The organism is Actinomycetospora sp. C-140 (assembly GCF_054796175.1).
Genome location: NZ_JBTWNF010000011.1, coordinates 214,484 through 230,939, shown reverse-complemented (window position 1 = coordinate 230,939; position 16,456 = coordinate 214,484). Strand labels below are relative to the sequence as shown.

The following is a 16,456-nucleotide window of genomic DNA, read 5'->3' as shown; positions in this document are numbered from 1 at the left end:
CCCCCCCCCCCCCACTTCGCTGACACACCGGGTAGCTCAGCCGCCCGCGAACGGCGGGAGGACGTCGAACACGGCGCCGTCGGCGAGGACGGTCGACCGGTCGTGCACGGCGATCTCGTCGAGCAGGAAGCTCGCCGCGCCGAGCACGCGGGCGAGGGCGTCGCCGTGGTCGGCGGCCAGGGCGGTGACGAGGTCGGCGACCGTGGCGCCGGCGGGGAGCGTCACGGGCTCGCCGCGCGTGCCGGCCGCGGCCTTGGCGCCGGCGAAGTACCGCACGGACACCGTCACCGTGGCGAGACGGGTGTCGGTGGGAACGCTCATCATCCTCCGATCGCGCTCATGGGACGGTCGGGCTGCAGGAACCCGGGGTCGTCGATGCCGTGGCCGGGCTTCTTGCCCCACATGGCCACGCGCCAGGCGTCGGCGATCTCGTCGTCGGTGCCGCCGCCGCGCAGGAAGCCTCGCAGGTCGTTCTCGCTCTGCGAGAACAGGCAGGTGCGGACCTGGCCGTCGGCGGTCAGGCGGGTGCGGTCGCAGGTCCCGCAGAACGGGCGCGTCACCGAGGCGATGACGCCGACCTTCGCCGGCGACCCGTCGGGCGCGGTCCACCCGTCGACCAGGAAGCGCTCCGCGGGCGCGCCGCCGCGCTCGGCCGGGTCGTCGGTCAGCGTGAACCGGGTGCGCAGCGAGGCGAGCACCTGCTCGGCGGTGATCATGCGGTCACGCTGCCAGGAGTGCCCGGCGTCGAGCGGCATCTGCTCGATGATGCGCAGCTCGTAGCCCTCGTCGAGAGCCCACGCGAGCAGGTCCGGGGCCTCGTCGTCGTTGAGGCCGGGCATCAGCACGGTGTTGACCTTGATCGGGTCGAGCCCGTGCTCGCGGGCGGCGCGCAGCCCGGCCAGGACGTCGTCGAGCCGGTCGCGCCGGGTGATCTCGGCGAAGCGGTCGCGGCGCAGCGTGTCGAGCGAGACGTTGACGCGGTCGAGACCCGCCGCGGCGAGCCCGGCGGCCCGCCGGGTCAGCCCGAGCGCGTTGGTGGTCACCGACATCTCCGGGCGCGGCGCCAGGGCGGCGGTGGCGGCGACGATGTCCTCGAGACCCTTGCGCAGCAGCGGCTCGCCGCCGGTGAAGCGGATCTCCTGGACGCCGAGCCGCTCGACCGCGATGCGCACGAGCCGGACGACCTCGTCGTCGGTCAGCGCCTGCTCGCTCGGCATCCACTCCAGGCCCTCGGCGGGCATGCAGTAGGTGCAGCGCAGGTTGCAGCGGTCGGTCAGCGACACCCGGAGGTCGGTGGCGACACGTCCCCAGGAGTCGACCAGACGCGCGTCGGCGGGACGTCCGCTGGTGTCCGTGGTGGTGGCGGCGGCACCGGGGACGGCCGGTACGCCGAGGTCGAGAACGGTCATCACGATCCACCCTAACCGCGTCGCGGACCCGCCGTGAGCGACGTCTCCGCAGGTCGGAGGCCCCCTCCGCAGATGCGGGGGTCGCGCCCGGAGATCAGGAGCACCTGCGGGCACCGATGCGGAGAAACAGTTCGATCGGAGAGGCACCGGCGCCGCCGGTCCTGGCCACGTGGGACGCGGAGTGCCCGCCCTGGCGACCGCGCACACGTCGACGTCCATATCCGTAGGTGCGCACCATCAGTCGGCAAGAGCCCGCAACTGCGGAGATGAACTGTTGATTCATGGTGCAGATGCGGAGACAGTGGTCGTGTCCGTCATCACCGACCCGCAGGAGACCAGACGTGACCGTCACCGCCGACGCCCGGACCGAGCTCGACCGGACGCGCTTCTTCATCAACGGCGAGTGGGTGGAGCCGCGCGGCACCGAGACCCACCGCGCCCTCGAGGCCGCCACCGAGCAGCCCCTCGGCGAGGCGGCCCTGGGCTCCGACGCCGACATCGCGGCCGCCGTGGGTGCCGCGCGCGAGGCCCTCGACCACGGGCCCTGGGGCCGGACGACCGTCGCCGAGCGCGTGGACGTCATGCTGCGGATGGCCGACGCGCTCGAGGCGCGGGCCGAGTCGACGAGCCGCCTGGTGAGCCAGGAGAACGGCATGCCGATCACGCTGTCGACCGCGTTCAACGGCGGCGCCCCGGCGGGCCTGCTGCGGATGTACGCCCAGGTGATCCAGGGCGTCGAGCTCGAGTCGGTGCGGCCGAGCACGGGCGTGGACGGCGCGACGATCGTGCGGCGCGAGCCCGTCGGCGTCGTCGGCGCCATCACGCCGTGGAACTACCCGCAGGCGCTGGCCATGTTCAAGCTGGCCCCGGCCCTGGCCGCCGGCTGCACCATGGTGCTCAAGCCCTCGCCCGAGACCGCGCTCGACACCTACGTCTTCGCCGACGTGGCCCAGGAGATCGGGCTCCCGCCGGGCGTGCTGAACATCGTCCTCGCCGGGCGCGAGGCCGGGGCGTCGCTCGTGACGGCGCCGGGCGTCGACAAGATCGCGTTCACCGGCTCCACGCGCGCCGGCCGCGAGATCGGCGCCGAGTGCGGGCGCCTGATCCGCCGCTGCACCCTCGAGCTGGGCGGCAAGTCGGCGTCGATCTTCCTCGAGGACGGCGACATCGACACGTTCCTGCGCGCCATGCCGACCTCCTCGTTCATGAACAACGCGCAGACCTGCACCACCGCGTCGCGCATCCTCGCGCCGCGCTCGCGCTACGACGAGGTCGTCGAGGCCGTCGCGCAGTTCTCGCGCGACCAGGTCGTCGGCAACCCGCTCGACCCGGCCACCACGGTCGGGCCGATGGCGTCGCAGACCCACCTCGAGCGGGTCCTCGGCTACATCGACGTGGGCCGCAACTCGTCGGCCCGTCTCGTCACCGGCGGCGGGCGCGGCGACCAGGACCGCGGCTGGTTCGTCGAGCCGACCGTGTTCGCCGACGTCGACAACTCCGACCAGCTCGCGCGCGAGGAGGTCTTCGGGCCGGTCTTCGCCGTGATCCCGTTCGACTCGGACGACGACGCCGTCCGCATCGCCAACGACTCGGACTACGGCCTCGGCGGCTCGGTCTACTCCGCCGACGAGGACCGCGGGCTGGACGTGGCCCGGCGGATCCGCACCGGCACGATCGGCGTCAACCGCTACGACATCGACCTCGGGGCGCCGTTCGGTGGCATGAAGGACTCGGGCATCGGCCGCGAGCTCGGCCCCGAGGGCATCAACAACTACCTCGAGTACAAGTCGATCTACGCCCCGGCGAGCAAGCTCGGCTGAGCACCGTCCCCGGCTAGGGTCCGGACCACGACGGCCCACCGCGTGCCGTCGTGGTCCGGGACCGGAGGAGACGCCGTGGAATCCGCGATCGACCGGCACCTGCAGTGCCCGCGCACGCTGTCGCGCCGGGCGCCCGACGACTACCGGCCGCCCTTCCCGATCGTCGTCGCGCGGGCGTCCGAGGACGTCACGCAGGTCGTCATGGCCTATGTCGGTGTCCAGTACCGGGACCCGGAGCGCCGGTGGGAGGCGCTGGAGGCGCTGCGCCGCATCGTCGACGACTTCGCGCTCGAGGACGGTCCCGGCCACCACGACACCACCGAGCACCGCGACGCGCAGGGCTACGACAACCTCGTCGCCGTCGGCTACTGGCGCGACCCCGCGGCGTACCGGCGCTGGCACGACCACCCGCAGGTGGCCGGCCGCTGGGAGTCCGACGAGCGGATCGACGGCCTCGGGTTCTTCCGCGAGGTGGTCGCCCCCCGCGTCGACCGCTTCGAGACGCTCTACCCGTTCAGCGAGGACCTGCCGGGCGTCGGCGCGGTCATGGACGGCGTCAGCGACGAGGTCGTCGAGCACGCGTACTGGGGGTCGATGCGCGACCGCGTGCCGCTCTCGCAGACCGACCGGATGACGCCCGACGGCCTGCTCACGGCGCGTCCCGATCCCACGCGGCCGGACCGCGTGGTGGTGCACGGTCACGACAACGTGGCGCTGATCCGCTCCGGACAGGACTGGTCGCGCACCGAGCCCGGCGAGCGTGAGCTCTACCTCGACGACGTCGAGCCCGAGCTGCGGGAGGCCATGGACTTCCTGCGCGACCGCGGCGAGCGCGTCGGCTGCTACAGCAACCGCTACGTGCGCAACATCGACCTCGACGGGAACCCGCTCGACCAGACCTACGCGATCAGCCACTGGCGTTCGCTCGACCGGCTCGAGCGCTGGGCCGAGTCCCACCCGACCCACCTGAGCCTGTTCGTCGCGTACGTCCGCCGCGCCCGGCGGCTGCCCCTGCTGCGGCTCTACCACGAGGTCTCGGTGGTCGGGGCGGCCGACCAGTCCTACGAGTACGTCGGCTGCCACCCGGCGACGGGGCTGCTGCGGGACGCCGAGTCGATCAGCTGAGGAGGCTGCGGGCGGCAGCGCGCGCCAGCTCGGCGGCCGTCGCCGCGTCCTCGGCCGGCGAAGGCCGCGGCCCGTCGGTGAACGCCTCGAGGAACGCGGTCATCTGGCACGCACCGAGCAGGAGCAGCGCGGCCGCGCGGGGCGCGACGCCGGTGTCCACACGGCCGGCGTCGCCCTCCGCGGCCAGGTACGACGCGACGGCGTCGACGGCGACGTGCGGGCCGGTGCCCAGGCGGTCGAGCGCGGCGCGGTGGGCCGCGAACACCGTCGGCTCCGAGAACAGCGACGCTCCCAGCGGGAAGGTCTCGCGGTAGAACGCCAGCGCCTCCCGGGCCACCTCGGCGAGGACGTCCTCGACGTCGGCGGTGCCGACCCGCTCCGGGAGGCGGTCGAGCACCTCGCCCAGCCGCGAGGGCACCCGCTCGACGAGCACGGCGACGAAGAGCGCCGTCTTGTCGTCGAAGTGCTTGTAGAGCGCCGCCTCGGAGAACCCCGCCTCCCGCGCGATCTCCTTCGTCGTGGCCCGGGCGACCCCGCGCGAGCGCATGACCTCGAGGGCGGCGTCGAGCATGCGCTCCCGCGTCGTGCTTGACCGGTGGGAGGGCACGGTCCCATCCTAGGTTGGTGAGCACTCACTAACCACAGGAGGAGTCATGCGACTCGTGGTGCTGGGCGCGTCCGGCGGGACCGGGCGCGAGGTCGTGACGCAGGCTCTCGCCGACGGTGACGAGGTGGTCGCCGTGGCCCGGGCGGGCTCGGAGGTTCCCGCAGGCGCGACGGTGGTGCGCGCGGAGGTCGGCGACGTCGAGACGCTGTCGGGGGCGGTCGCGGGGGCGGACGCCGTCGTGTCGGCCCTCGGGACCCGCGGGCGCGGGCCGACGAGTGTGTGCACCGACGGCGTGGGCGCGGCGATCGCCGCCATGCGCCGCACCGGGGTCCGGCGGCTCCTGGTGGTCAGCGCGTCCGGCCTGCCGGGCGAGGGCGACGACCCGGCCCTGCGCTGGCTCGTGAAGCCGGTCCTGCAGCGGATCCTGCGCCACCACTACGCCGACCTGACGCGCATGGAGGAGATCGTCCGGGCGAGCGACCGGGACTGGACCATCGTGCGCCCGCCGCAGCTCACGGACGGGCCCCGCACCGACCGCTACCGGCGCGCCCTCGACCGCCACCTCGCGCGCGGGCACCGGGTGGCCCGCGCCGACCTCGCGGCCGAGCTGCTCCGGCTCGCGCGCGAGGGCGGCGTCGACGGCGCCGTCGGGCACCTGGTCGCGGTCGCCGACTGACCGGCACACTCCCTCGGACGGGTGACACGCCGGGTCCGCGGTTCCCGGGACCGGGCGTGACGCGCCACTACCGTCGGTGCCCATGTCCACCGGTCGGCGCCGCCTGGGCTGGCTGCTGCCGACCGTGCTCGTGATGCTGCTCGTCGTGGGTGCGGCGGGGGTCGCCGTCCTGCTGCGCGAGCCCCAGCTCCTCGGTCCCCGGACCTCCGTCGTGCCCGTCGTGCGCGGTGACGTCGTCGCCGCGATCTCCGCCCCGGGCGCCGTCCGCAGCGCCGGCGAGGCGGAGGTGTCGTTCGCCGTCAGCGGGACCGTGGAGAGCATCCCGGTCGCGCCGGGGTCGGTCGTGCGGCAGGGCGACGTGCTCGCCACCCTCGACGACGCCCCGACGCGGGCGCGCCTGACCGCGGCCCAGAGCGCCGTCGCGGCCGATCTCGCCGAGGTGAACGCCGCCCGGGCGCGCGTGCCCGCCGACCCCGCGCTGCTCGGGCGTCTGGAGGCGACCGCCGCCCGCGACCGCGCCGACGTCACCGAGGCGAGCCGCGTTCTCGACGGCACCGTCCTGCGCGCCCCGCGCGACGGCACCGTCACCGCCGTCGCGGGACAGGTCGGCGACCGCGTGCTCGCCGGCGAACCCACCCCGGACGACGCGGCCGAGCGCCGCCCGTTCGTGCGGCTCGCGGACCTCGGCGCCCTCGTCGTGCGCGCCGCCGTGCCGCCCCGCGACGTCGCCCGGGTCGCGGCGGGGCAGCCCGCGGTCGCGACGGTCGACGGCGCCGGTCCGGCCGTCGAGGGCGAGGTCGTCGGCGTCGAGCCGGCGCCCGGCCCGGACGGTGCCTACGGCGTCACGGTCGCCGCGGTCTTCCCACCGCCCGCGATGCGCGTCGGTCAGGTCGGCGACGTCCGCATCGAGGTGTCCCGGTCGGTCGGCGTGCTCGTGGTGCCGCCCGAAGCCGTCCGCGTCACCGGCCCCGGACGCGGCACGGTGCTCGTCCGCGGGCCGGACGACCGCGCCCCCGACCGCGTCGTCGCCGTCACCACCGGCCTCGCCGACGCGGTGTCGATCGAGATCCGCGACGGCCTGCGCGCGGGCGACCGGGTCGTCGTGCCGCGGGGCGCCGGGGACTCGGTGCTGCCGTGACCGACCACCGCGACGACGACCCGCGCGACGACGACACCGGGCCGCGGGACTGGGACACCGGACCGCGCGACTGGGAGACGGGGCCGCGGGAGTACGCGACCGACTCCCGGGGCCCCTCGCGGTACGTGCCGCCCGCGCGGCCCCGACCGCGCCGCTGGGTGACCGCGCTGGGCATGCTCACCGTGTTCGTCCTCGGCGTCGCGGGCGGGGTGGTCGCCGACCGCTACCTCGCCGTCGGGTGCCCGACCTGCGCACCGCCCGCGGGCGAGGGCGTCCCGCTCGTGGGCTTCCTCGAGAGCTCGTCCGACGGTCTGCTGGCGGTCCGGACGCCCGACGGGCGCCTGGTGCCCGTGCGGACGTCGGTGGCCACCCGCCTCGTGGACCAGACACCCCGCCCCGGCCTCGTGTCGACGCTGCCCCGCGGGACGCGCGTGAGCGTCCTCGGCGTGCCGGACGCCGACGGCACGCTCACCGCGCAGACGGTCGGCGTCCCCGGCTGAGCACCGAGATCGCTCCCGGTGCTCCTCTCACCCCATGACATCGGGTCAGAGGAGCAGCGGGGCGGATCATGCGTGGTCAGAAGGCGTGGCCGAGCCAGTCGACGAGCCGCGAGCCCCACCACGAGTCCGGGGCCGGCGGCTGCGCGGCGCCCGGGACCACGCGGGCCGTCGGCAGCGGGAGCGAGGGCAGCGGCAGCCCGGGGACGAGGCCGCCCGGGATGAGCCCGGGCGCCGGGGTGGGCGCCGTGGTGCAGGTCGGGTCGTGGCGCGGCGGGGTCCGCCGGCCCGGGGTCGTCGTGCACGTCGGGTCCGAGGGACGCGTGGTGGTCGTGGTCGTCGTGGTGCTCGTCGGCTCGGTGCTCGTCGGCTCGGTGGTCGTCGTCGGCTCGGACGTGGTGGTCGTGGTGGTGGGCTCGGCCGACGTGGTCGTCGTGGTCGGCTCGACGCTGGTCGTCGTCGTGGGCTGCGCGGTCGTCGTGGTGGTGGGCGCGGCCGATGTCGTCGTGGTGGTCGGTGCGGCGGTGGTGGTCGTGGTGGTGGGCTGCGCGGTGGTCGTGGTGGTGGTCGGCTCCGCGGTGGTGGTCGTGGTGGTCGGCTCCGCCGAGGTCGTCGTGGTGGTCGTCGTCGGTGTGGTCGTCGTCGTCCGCGTGCTCGTCGGGGTGCTCGACGGCGGGGCGGCGGAGGTGGTCAGCCACAGCCCGCGCAGGACGGGGCTCGCGCCGTCGGCGGCGCGGCGCAGCAGCACGCGCACCGACAGCTCGGTGGTGGGCGAGCCGAGGGTGGCGGTCTCGCCGCGGGGCAGCGTGATCCACGGACCCCAGGTGCCGTCGCTGCGCAGCCCGCGCGCCTCGACGACGACGGAGCTGCCGGAGGGGACGTCGGCCGTCGCGTCGCCGGCGACCCGGTCGATCACGCCGCGGGTCCGCCGCGGGGACAGCACGAGCTCGCCGGACCGGTCGCCCGCCGCGGCGAGGCGCACGGCACCGTCGACGAGCTCGACGCCGCGGTCGTCGCCGCCGTCGACGGCGAGCTCGGCGGCCCAGCTCTCGGCGGGGGCCGGCGAGGGGGTGGCCGCGACGGCGGGCACCGCGACGAACGACAGCAGCGCGGCGAGACCGACCGTGCCGGCGGCGAGGGCGAGGGCGCCGCGGTGCAGCGAGCGGGCGGCGTCAGCAGGACGGGACATCGCGGGCCTCCACCAGATCGGCCGGAACGAACTGGGACGGACCCACCCGGATCCATCGGGCACCGACACCGGTCCGGCCGCCGGGGGTGCTCGTCGCGCACTCGAAGGACATGCGGGCCCGGGGCGCGACGACGCCGACGACCGGCGCGTCCGCCACGGGGGCCGACCGGACCTCGAGCCGGGCGTCGCGGTCGAGCGCGCCGCCGGAGGGCCCGGTGCCGGTCCAGAGGTAGGTGACGGTGACCCACGCGTTGTCGGTGAGGCCGAGGTCCTGGCGGAAGGTGCCGTCGGCGAGGTCGATGCCGGCCGGGTTGGTGACCTGCCGGCCCGACGCGTCGCGTCCGCCGTTGTAGCCGTCGGTGTGCGCGGCGTCGGCCTCGGCCCGCCCGCGGGGCAGGTCCTTGAACTCCTGGCGCTGGCCGACCGGGCTCCAGTAGTCGTCCTTGGTGTTCCACGGGCCGACGTCCCAGACCGGGGCCCAGGTGCAGCGGGTCTCGCTCGCGCAGACGCGGACGGTGTAGTCCCCGACGTCGCGGGGGGCGAGGCTGCGCCGCGAGGGCAGGGCGACGAACCGGTCGTCGGGCGCCACCTGGTGGCCGTTGGCGGTGCGGTTGCCGACGAGCCCGATCCGGGTCGCGAAGACCCGCGAAGTCAGCGGCGTCGTCTCCGGGGCGGCGAAGGCGACCGGTCCGCGGTCGGCGGTGAGCCAGAGCCTTTGCACGGCGGGCCCGGAGCCGTCCGGGGCGGCGACGAGCGTGACCCGGATCTGGATCTCGGTCGTCGGCTCGGAGAGCCGAGCGGGCTCGCCGGTGCGGGCCTCGCTCCACTGGCCCCACGTGCCGTCGTCGCGCAGGCCGCGCGCCGCGACGATCACCTGCGCGCCCGCGGGCACGTCGGCGGTCACGTCGGCGGCGACCCGGTCGGTCACGGCCGCGGGGCGCCGCGGGGCGAGCAGGAGCTCCCCCTCGGCCGGCTGCTCGCCGGAACTGGTCTGCCGGGGATCGAGGTCGGCCAGGCGGACGGCGCCGTCGCCGGCGACGACGTTGGTGTCGTCACCGCCGTCCACGGCGAGCTCGGCCGCCCAGGTCTCGTTGGTCGGCACGGCGCCCGCCGGGGGCGCGGCCAGCAGCACCCCCAGGAGTGACCCCGCCGCCACGACGAGGGCACCGAGCCCCCGCCGCCCCGCCCGAGAACCCGTCCCCGCCCGGACCCCTGCCCGGCCTGCCGGCATGACGCTCCCCACGCACCGGTCCTCGTCGGGTCGAGGACGTCCGCGCCCATGCAAGGTCGGGAACTCTGTGTCGACAAGTGAAAGGCGGGAGACGCATGTGGGTGATAGACGGCCGGGGGACTTACAACACTGTGATTTTCTTGATCCGGAGCCGGTGCGTCGCCTCCCTTCCTTTCACTCTGATGAGGTACGCCTAGTCGAGTGATCGACGGCGGGGGAACCATCGCGACGTGCGTCGTCCACGACGAACGTCCTCAGGCGCGACGACGGCTGCAGCTGCTCGTCGGATCGGTCGTGGGCACCGACGGGGTGGCCGCGGCCGAGGACGCCGACGACCTGCTCGACCGGCTCGGGGCGACCCCGCGCGCGATGGCGGTCCTGGGGCTCGCCGAGAGCGAGCCGACCGGGCTCGCCGTCGTGCGCCGGGTGCTCGCCGACGCGCCGGGGACCGCGGTGCTCGTGGCGGGCTCGGCGGAGGCCCACGCGCCCGCCCAGCTGGCGCTCGCCGAGGGCGCCGCGGGGTTCCTGCGCTGGGACGCCCCGCGGGCGATGATCCGCACCCTCGTCCGCAGCGTCGCGACGACGGCGGCGGGCGAGGACCTGCTGCCGCGCCCGGCCCCGCCCGGTGACGCGGTCGCCGGGAGCATCGCGGTCGACGGCAGCCTGCGCGACGTCGTCGTCGACCTCGAGGCCCAGCGCCGCCTGGAGCTGTCGGTGCGCGAGGTGCAGGTGCTCATCGGGGTGAGCCGGGGGCTGACCAACGCCGACATCGGCAAGCGGCTCTACCTGTCCGACCACACGGTGAAGTCGCACACCGGGCACCTGTTCCGCAAGCTCGGCGCGAGCGACCGCGCCCAGGCGGTCAGCCACGCCTGGCGCCTCGGCCTCTTCGTCCCGGCGCCGACGACTCGCAAGGCCGGCGTCTGATCCTTATGTGAGCGAACTTTGGAGCTATAGCCCCAAAGTTCGCTCACATATGTCGGTCAGCTGTGCGCCTTGAGCTCCTGGCGCGCCACGGAGCGCAGGTGCACCTCGTCGGGGCCGTCGGCGAGGCGCAGGGCGCGGGCCCAGGAGTAGGCGTAGGCGAGCGGGAAGTCGTCGGAGACCCCGCCGCCGCCGTGGATCTGGATCGCGCGGTCGATGACGTCGCACGCCATCCGCGGGCAGATGACCTTGATCGCGGCGATCTCGGTGGCCGCGCCCCGGGAACCGACGTTGTCGATCAGCCAGGCCGTCTTGAGCACGAGCAGGCGGGCCTGCTCGATCTCGATGCGGCTCTCGGCGATCTGCTCGCGCACGACGCCCTGCTCGCCGAGGGTCTTGCCGAACGCGACGCGCTCGTTGGCGCGGCGCACCATCGCGTCGACGGCGCGCTCGGCCATCCCGATGAGGCGCATGCAGTGATGGATGCGGCCCGGGCCCAGCCGCGCCTGGGCGATGGCGAAGCCGCCGCCCTCCTCGCCGAGGAGGTTCCCGACCGGCACGCGGACCTCGTTCAGCTCGAGCTCGCAGTGCCCGTGCTGGTCCTGGTAGCCGAAGACCGGCAGCGGGCGGGTGATCGTCAGGCCCGGGGCGTCGCGGGGGACGAGGACCATCGACTGCTGGCGGTGCGTCGGGGCGTCCGGGTCGGTCTTGCCCATCACGATGAAGATCTGGCAGCGCGGGTCCGCGGCACCGGAGATCCACCACTTCTTGCCGGTGATCACGTAGTCGTCACCGTCGCGGGTGATCGAGGTCGTGATGTTGGTGGCGTCCGACGACGCGACGGCCGGCTCGGTCATCGCGAACGCCGAGCGGACCTCCCCGGCGAGCAGCGGCTCGAGCCAGGCCTGCTTCTGCTCGACGGTGCCGAACAGGTGCAGGGTCTCCATGTTGCCGGTGTCGGGCGCCTGGCAGTTGATCGCCTCGGGGGCGATCACCGGCGACCAGCCCGACACCTCGGCGACGGGCGCGTACTCGAGGTTGGACAGCCCCGAGACGTCGGGCAGGAACAGGTTCCACAGACCGCGCCGACGGGCCTCGGCCTTGAGCTCGTCGACCACCGGCGGCAGGTCGTGCTCGGCGGTCGTCCCGCGCCGCTCCTCCCGCCACGCGTCGTAGACCTTCTCGGCGGGCAGCACGGCCTCGTCGAGAAAGGCCCGCATCCGGTCGGTGTAGTCCTGCGCCGCGGCACTGGGTGCGAAGTCCACACCCGCACCTTCCCACCGCACCGGTTCGGGGCGCGAGCGCTGGCGGTCGCGGTCGATCACCGGAGTTGCGGCGCACGGAAGGCTGTACAGGCGCACCATCGGCCCTACACTGCCCGCTCGTGACGCACTTCCGGATCGCCGAGGCAGCACGCCTGCTCGGTGTCAGCGACGACACGGTGCGTCGCTGGACCGACAGCGGCTCGCTGCCGGTGTCCACCGACGCCAGCGGCCGCAAGGTGATCGCGGGCGCCGACCTCGCCTCGTTCGCCCGCGCCTCGGCCCACGCCACCCCCGACCCGTCCGGGGTGGGCCGGTCCGCGCGCAACCGCTTCGTCGGCCTGGTCACCGAGATCGTCAGCGACAAGGTCATGTCGCAGGTCGAGATGCAGTGCGGGCCGCACCGCATCGTGTCGCTGATGAGCACCGAGGCCGTCGAGGAGCTGGGGCTCGAGGTCGGGTCGCTCGCGGTCTCGGTCGTGAAGGCGTCACACATCATCGTCGAGACCCCCGGAGGTATGGCGTGATCAGCGCCCGCAGACTCGTCCTCACGGCGCTGGCCGCCGCCGTCACGCTCGGTGTCGCCGCCTGCGGCGGGAGCGGTGGCGAGCAGCAGCAGGCGCCCCCGGCCCGCACGCTGACGATCTCCGCCGCCGCCTCGCTGACCGACGTCTACAACCAGCTCAAGCCCCAGTTCGAGCAGGCCCACCCCGGCACCACGGTCCGCTTCAACTTCGGCGGCTCGGACACGCTCGCGCAGCAGGTCGTGCAGGGCGTGCCCACCGACGTCCTCGCCACCGCGAGCCCGAAGACGATGCAGACCGCCCAGCAGGCCGGCCGCATCGAGGGCCAGCCGGTGACCTACGCGGCGAACTCGCTGCAGATCGCCGTCGCGCCCGGCAACCCGAAGCAGGTCGCGAACCTGCAGTCGCTGGTCGGCCCGCAGGTCACCGAGGCGATCTGCCAGCCGTCCGTCCCGTGCGGCCAGGCCACCCAGGCCGCGGAGCGGGCCGCGGGCGTCACGCTCGACCCGGTCAGCCAGGATCCGGACGTGCGCACCGTGCTCCAGCGCGTGACCACCGGCAACGTGGACGCGGGCATCGTCTACGTCACCGACGTGAAGTCGACCAACGGCCAGGTCCAGGGCGTCGACTTCCCGCAGGCGAGCGCGCAGGGCGCGGGTCAGACCTACCCGATCGGCGTCGTCGCGGGCAGCCAGAACGCCGACCTCGGCCAGCAGTGGATCCAGTTCATCACCGGGCCGCAGGGCGACGCCGCGCTGACCCGGGCGGGATTCCAGCTGAAGTGACGCGCGCGGTCGCCCGCACGGGCCGGGGGAGCCGGGGGAGTCGGAGGAGCACCGTCGCCCTCGCGCTGCCCTGGCCCGTGTGGGTGCCCGCGGTGGTGGCGTTCGGTCTCATCGCGGTGCCGGTCGCCGGGCTGATCGTCCGCACCGACTGGCCGAACTTCGCGGCGCTGGTCACCACCGAGGCCGCGCTGGACGCGCTCTGGCTGTCGCTGAAGACCGGGCTCACGTCGACCGCGCTGTGCCTGGTCCTGGGCACACCGCTGGCACTGGTGCTCGCGCGGGCGCACCTGCCCGGGCTGCCTTTCCTGCGCTCGGTCGTGCTGCTCCCCCTCGTGCTGCCGCCGGTCGTCGGCGGTCTGACACTGCTGTTCCTGCTCGGGCGCACCGGCCCGCTCGGCCAGCTGCTCAACGCGTGGTTCGGGATCACGGTCCCGTTCTCGACCGCCGCGGTGGTCATCGCGCAGACCTTCGTCGCGATGCCGTTCCTCGTCGTCAGCCTCGAGGGCGCGCTGCGCACCGCCGGCGAGCGCTACGAGGTCGTCGCCGCGACCCTCGGGGCGTCGCCGCTGACCGCGCTGCGCCGGGTGACGATCCCCGTCGTGCTCCCGGGCCTGATCTCCGGGTCGGTCCTCGCCTTCGCGCGGGCGCTCGGCGAGTTCGGCGCCACCATCGCGTTCGCCGGCAACCTCCAGGGCACCACCCAGACGCTGCCGCTGCTGATCTACATCCAGTCGCAGAACGACCTCGACGGCGCGGTGGCCATGTCGCTCGTGCTCGTGGTGGTGGCCGTGCTCGTCATCGTGGCGACCCGGACCCGTGACGTGTCGGGGATCCGGTGAAGCCGCTGTCGTCCTACCTCCGCCGCCGCCCGCCCGAGTCCGCCTCCGACGGGTCGGGTCTCGCCGCGCGGGTGACGACGCGGCGCGGCGGGTTCACGCTCGACGTCGAGCTGGCCGTCGAGCCCGGCGAGGTCGTCGCCGTGCTCGGACCGAACGGGTCGGGCAAGTCGACGCTGCTCGGGACGCTGGCCGGCCTCTACTCGCCCGAGGACGCGCGCATCACCCTCGGCGGCCGGGTGCTGCTCGACAGCGCCGACCGGACGTCGGTCCCCGCGCACCGCCGGCGGGTCGGGATGCTCAGCCAGCAGGCGCTGCTGTTCCCGCACCTCACCGCGCGCGACAACGTGGCCTTCGGCCCGCGCTGCGCCGGGCGCCCGCGCCGGGAGGCGGCCGCGTCCGCGCGCCGCCGCCTCGACGACGTCGGGATCGGCGAGCTCGAGGGCCGGCGCCCGTCGGAGCTCTCGGGCGGGCAGGCGCAGCGGGTCGCGATCGCCCGGGCGCTCGCCACGGAGCCGGAGCTCCTCCTGCTCGACGAACCCTTCGCCGCCCTCGACGTCGACGCCGCGCCCGCGGTGCGCTCGGTGCTGCGCCGCCTCGTGCGGGACACGGGCCAGACGACGCTGCTGGTGACCCACGACGTCGTCGACGCGGTCGTGCTCGCCGACCGTCTCGTGGTGCTGGCCGAGGGCCGGATCGTCGAGCAGGGGCCGACGGCCGAGGTGCTCGCCCGCCCCCGCTCCGCGTTCGCCGCCCGGATCGCGGGGCTCGACCTCGTCACCGGCGTCGCGGCCGACGGCGGCCTGCGCACCCCCGACGGCGGCACCGTGTCCGGCGCGGCCTCCGAGCCCGTCGACGAGGGCGAGCCCGCCGTGGCGGTGTTCGCGCCGACCTCGGTCGCCGTGCACCGCGAGCACCCCGAGGGCAGCCCCCGCAACGTGCTGCCCGTGCGCCTGGCCGCCCTGGAACCGCAGGGGCAGGTGGTGCGCCTGCGCGCCGCGGCCGTCCCCCAGGGCCCGCCCTGGGCCGACGGCCTCGCCGCCGACATCACCCCGGCCGCGGTCGCCGAGCTCGGTGTCGAACCGGGCGACGACCTCTGGTTCGCGGTGAAGGCCACCGAGGTCTCGGTGCATCCGGTGCGCCGCCGGCGCATGTGAGCAGTTCGGAGTGCTCAGGCACTCCGAACTGCTCACATGCGCGGAGCGCACCTCACAGGTCCTGCGGGCCCCCGAACAGCGGCTCGTCGACGGCGCGGATCTCCTGGCTCGGCAGGCCCTCGGGGTGGGTGCGCCGCACCGCGTCGAGCGCCGCGAGCGCGATGTCGAGGTGGTGGCGCTTGGAGGCCTCGTAGAACTCCTGGGCGCCCGCGGCGAGCTTGGGTGAGCCGTGCAGGGGCTTGTCCGAGACGCACAGCAGGGTCGCGTTGGGGATCCGGTAGCGGAAGCCGTTGGCCGCGATCGTCGCCGACTCCATGTCGACGGCGACGCTGCGGCTCACCCGCATCGCCGCGAGCGTCGCCTGCTGCGTGAACTCCCAGTCGCGGTTGTCCGTGGTGTGCACGATGCCCATCCGGTAGGGCCGCCCGGCCTCGGCGAGCGCGTCGAGCAGGAACGTGTTGAGCCGGTGGTGCGGGATCACGGGCACGTCGAGCGGCAGCGCCTCGTCGAGCACGTGGTCCGCCCGCTGGTAGCCGGTGGCCAGCACGAAGTCGCCCTTCTGCTGGTGGTTCCGCAGGCCGCCGCAGTGCCCGATCATGATCATGGTGTCGGGGCGCAGCACCGCCACGTGGTCGGTGGCGGTCTTCGCGTTGGCCGGCCCGACGCCGATGTTCACGAGGCTCACGCCGTCGCCGGCCTCGGTGCGGTGGTGGTACGCGGGCATCTGCGCACCGTCGCGCACGGGCCGGTCGGCGCCGGGGAAGCGCTCGAGGAACGCCTCGACGTGCATCGCGTAGTTCGTGAACAGCACGTGGCGCTGGAACGCCGCGGCCGGCGTGCCGGTGTAGTGGCCGATGCGGTCGAGCGAGAGCGCCATCCGCTCGGGGGAGAACAGGAACAGCTTCTTCGACCGGGTGTCGACGCGGTCCTCGTCGAGGGCGGCGAAGAAGGCGGGGTCGTCGAACGGGGGCTGGCTGCGCGAGGGACGGGCCGTGATCCGCGCGCCCGCGGCCAGCAGCGACGCGAGCTCCCGGCACAGGTAGCGGCGGATGGCCGCGGCGCGGGCGAACTCGCCGGACAGGCGCGGGTTGTGCGCCGACCAGGGGCGCTCGACCACGAGCTCGCCGTACCAGCCCGCCTCGTCGGCGTCGGCGAGCGTCGCCACGAGCTGGTCGGTGGCCTTCTCGCGGTCCTCGGCGGACAGCGCGGTGCCGTCGACGGTCACGGGCTGGGGTCCGGACATGTCCCGCATGGTTCCAGGGGCGGCTCCTTCACG

The 16,456-nt window shown here is 74.7% G+C and carries 17 protein-coding genes; 10 read left to right on the top strand and 7 right to left on the bottom strand.

Annotation, left to right across the window (positions count from 1 at the left end):
• Positions 1-36 precede the first annotated feature (36 nt).
• Both ACR9E3_RS19695 and moaA read right to left on the bottom strand, forming a co-directional pair.
• Positions 37-321, bottom strand: coding sequence for a MoaD/ThiS family protein (locus ACR9E3_RS19695; protein ID WP_460382211.1), 285 nt, complete (start codon positions 319-321; stop codon positions 37-39).
• Positions 321-1,409, bottom strand: coding sequence for a GTP 3',8-cyclase MoaA (moaA, locus tag ACR9E3_RS19690; protein WP_460382210.1), 1,089 nt, complete (start codon positions 1,407-1,409; stop codon positions 321-323). Before moaA ends, ACR9E3_RS19695 begins: the two co-directional genes overlap by 1 nt.
• Before the next feature lie 341 nt (positions 1,410-1,750).
• On the opposite strand from moaA, the gene ACR9E3_RS19685 reads away from it, so the two are divergent.
• Positions 1,751-3,229, top strand: a complete 1,479-nt coding sequence (locus ACR9E3_RS19685) for an aldehyde dehydrogenase (RefSeq protein ID WP_460382209.1) — start codon at positions 1,751-1,753, stop codon at positions 3,227-3,229.
• A gap of 75 nt (positions 3,230-3,304) precedes the next feature.
• A complete protein-coding gene (gene oxdA / locus ACR9E3_RS19680; protein ID WP_460382208.1) occupies positions 3,305-4,354 on the top strand; it encodes an aliphatic aldoxime dehydratase in 1,050 nt (349 codons plus the stop codon).
• Here the strand turns inward: oxdA and ACR9E3_RS19675 are convergent.
• Positions 4,347-4,961: a TetR/AcrR family transcriptional regulator gene (locus ACR9E3_RS19675; RefSeq protein ID WP_460382207.1), complete on the bottom strand. Its 615-nt coding sequence runs from the start codon at positions 4,959-4,961 to the stop codon at positions 4,347-4,349. The two genes, oxdA and ACR9E3_RS19675, sit on opposite strands and share 8 nt — an antisense overlap.
• Positions 4,962-5,007: 46 nt before the next feature.
• Between ACR9E3_RS19675 and ACR9E3_RS19670 the strand changes: the two genes are divergently transcribed.
• From ACR9E3_RS19670 to ACR9E3_RS19660, 3 genes are all read left to right on the top strand, one after another.
• Positions 5,008-5,637 (top strand): NAD(P)-dependent oxidoreductase, encoded by a 630-nt coding sequence (locus ACR9E3_RS19670; protein ID WP_460382206.1) that lies wholly within the window; start codon positions 5,008-5,010, stop codon positions 5,635-5,637.
• 82 nt (positions 5,638-5,719) lie between these two features.
• A complete protein-coding gene (locus ACR9E3_RS19665) occupies positions 5,720-6,775 on the top strand; it encodes an efflux RND transporter periplasmic adaptor subunit (protein WP_460382205.1) in 1,056 nt (351 codons plus the stop codon).
• Positions 6,772-7,275 (top strand): hypothetical protein, encoded by a 504-nt coding sequence (locus ACR9E3_RS19660; RefSeq protein ID WP_460382204.1) that lies wholly within the window; start codon positions 6,772-6,774, stop codon positions 7,273-7,275. Before ACR9E3_RS19665 ends, ACR9E3_RS19660 begins: the two co-directional genes overlap by 4 nt.
• A 76-nt stretch (positions 7,276-7,351) precedes the next feature.
• On the opposite strand, the gene ACR9E3_RS19655 is transcribed toward ACR9E3_RS19660, so the two are convergent.
• Together ACR9E3_RS19655 and ACR9E3_RS19650 are read right to left on the bottom strand one after the other, a co-directional pair.
• A complete protein-coding gene (locus ACR9E3_RS19655; RefSeq protein WP_460382203.1) occupies positions 7,352-8,461 on the bottom strand; it encodes a hypothetical protein in 1,110 nt (369 codons plus the stop codon).
• The gene (locus ACR9E3_RS19650; RefSeq protein WP_460382202.1) at positions 8,445-9,617 is read right to left on the bottom strand and encodes a hypothetical protein; all 1,173 of its coding nucleotides are present in this window, start codon (positions 9,615-9,617) and stop codon (positions 8,445-8,447) included. Before ACR9E3_RS19650 ends, ACR9E3_RS19655 begins: the two co-directional genes overlap by 17 nt.
• A 369-nt stretch (positions 9,618-9,986) precedes the next feature.
• Between ACR9E3_RS19650 and ACR9E3_RS19645 the strand changes: the two genes are divergently transcribed.
• Positions 9,987-10,619 carry a helix-turn-helix transcriptional regulator gene (locus ACR9E3_RS19645; protein WP_460382201.1) on the top strand — a complete coding sequence of 211 codons (633 nt, stop codon included), beginning with the start codon at positions 9,987-9,989 and terminating at the stop codon, positions 10,617-10,619.
• 56 nt (positions 10,620-10,675) lie between these two features.
• On the opposite strand, the gene ACR9E3_RS19640 is transcribed toward ACR9E3_RS19645, so the two are convergent.
• Positions 10,676-11,881 carry an acyl-CoA dehydrogenase family protein gene (locus tag ACR9E3_RS19640; RefSeq protein WP_460382200.1) on the bottom strand — a complete coding sequence of 402 codons (1,206 nt, stop codon included), beginning with the start codon at positions 11,879-11,881 and terminating at the stop codon, positions 10,676-10,678.
• 119 nt (positions 11,882-12,000) lie between these two features.
• Here ACR9E3_RS19640 and ACR9E3_RS19635 point away from each other — a divergent pair, with 119 nt between their 5' ends.
• The 4 genes from ACR9E3_RS19635 (at position 12,001) to ACR9E3_RS19620 (ending at position 15,180) form a co-directional block, all read left to right on the top strand.
• Positions 12,001-12,405 (top strand): TOBE domain-containing protein, encoded by a 405-nt coding sequence (locus tag ACR9E3_RS19635; RefSeq protein ID WP_460382198.1) that lies wholly within the window; start codon positions 12,001-12,003, stop codon positions 12,403-12,405.
• Entirely contained in the window at positions 12,402-13,187 is a 786-nt protein-coding gene (gene modA, locus ACR9E3_RS19630; protein WP_460382197.1) for a molybdate ABC transporter substrate-binding protein, read from the top strand. Before ACR9E3_RS19635 ends, modA begins: the two co-directional genes overlap by 4 nt.
• A gap of 65 nt (positions 13,188-13,252) precedes the next feature.
• Complete coding sequence (locus tag ACR9E3_RS19625; RefSeq protein WP_460382217.1) at positions 13,253-14,026, top strand: ABC transporter permease; 774 nt, start codon at positions 13,253-13,255, stop codon at positions 14,024-14,026.
• A 5-nt stretch (positions 14,027-14,031) separates the two neighbouring features.
• Entirely contained in the window at positions 14,032-15,180 is a 1,149-nt protein-coding gene (locus ACR9E3_RS19620) for a sulfate/molybdate ABC transporter ATP-binding protein (RefSeq protein WP_460382216.1), read from the top strand.
• A 52-nt stretch (positions 15,181-15,232) separates the two neighbouring features.
• On the opposite strand, the gene ACR9E3_RS19615 is transcribed toward ACR9E3_RS19620, so the two are convergent.
• On the bottom strand, positions 15,233-16,423 hold the full coding sequence (locus tag ACR9E3_RS19615; RefSeq protein ID WP_460382196.1) for a phosphorylase family protein: 1,191 nt from the start codon (positions 16,421-16,423) through the stop codon (positions 15,233-15,235).
• Positions 16,424-16,456: the final 33 nt, after the last annotated feature.

Excerpts from the sequence above, each read along its gene's own strand:
- ACR9E3_RS19615 (WP_460382196.1), bottom strand. The coding sequence starts at position 16,423 with ATGTCCGGACCCCAGCCCGTGACCGTCGACGGCACCGCGCTGTCCGCC.
- ACR9E3_RS19670 (WP_460382206.1), top strand. The coding sequence starts at position 5,008 with ATGCGACTCGTGGTGCTGGGCGCGTCCGGCGGGACCGGGCGCGAGGTC.
- moaA (WP_460382210.1), bottom strand. The coding sequence starts at position 1,409 with ATGACCGTTCTCGACCTCGGCGTACCGGCCGTCCCCGGTGCCGCCGCC.
- ACR9E3_RS19655 (WP_460382203.1), bottom strand. The coding sequence starts at position 8,461 with ATGTCCCGTCCTGCTGACGCCGCCCGCTCGCTGCACCGCGGCGCCCTC.
- ACR9E3_RS19695 (WP_460382211.1), bottom strand. The coding sequence starts at position 321 with ATGAGCGTTCCCACCGACACCCGTCTCGCCACGGTGACGGTGTCCGTG.
- ACR9E3_RS19665 (WP_460382205.1), top strand. The coding sequence starts at position 5,720 with ATGTCCACCGGTCGGCGCCGCCTGGGCTGGCTGCTGCCGACCGTGCTC.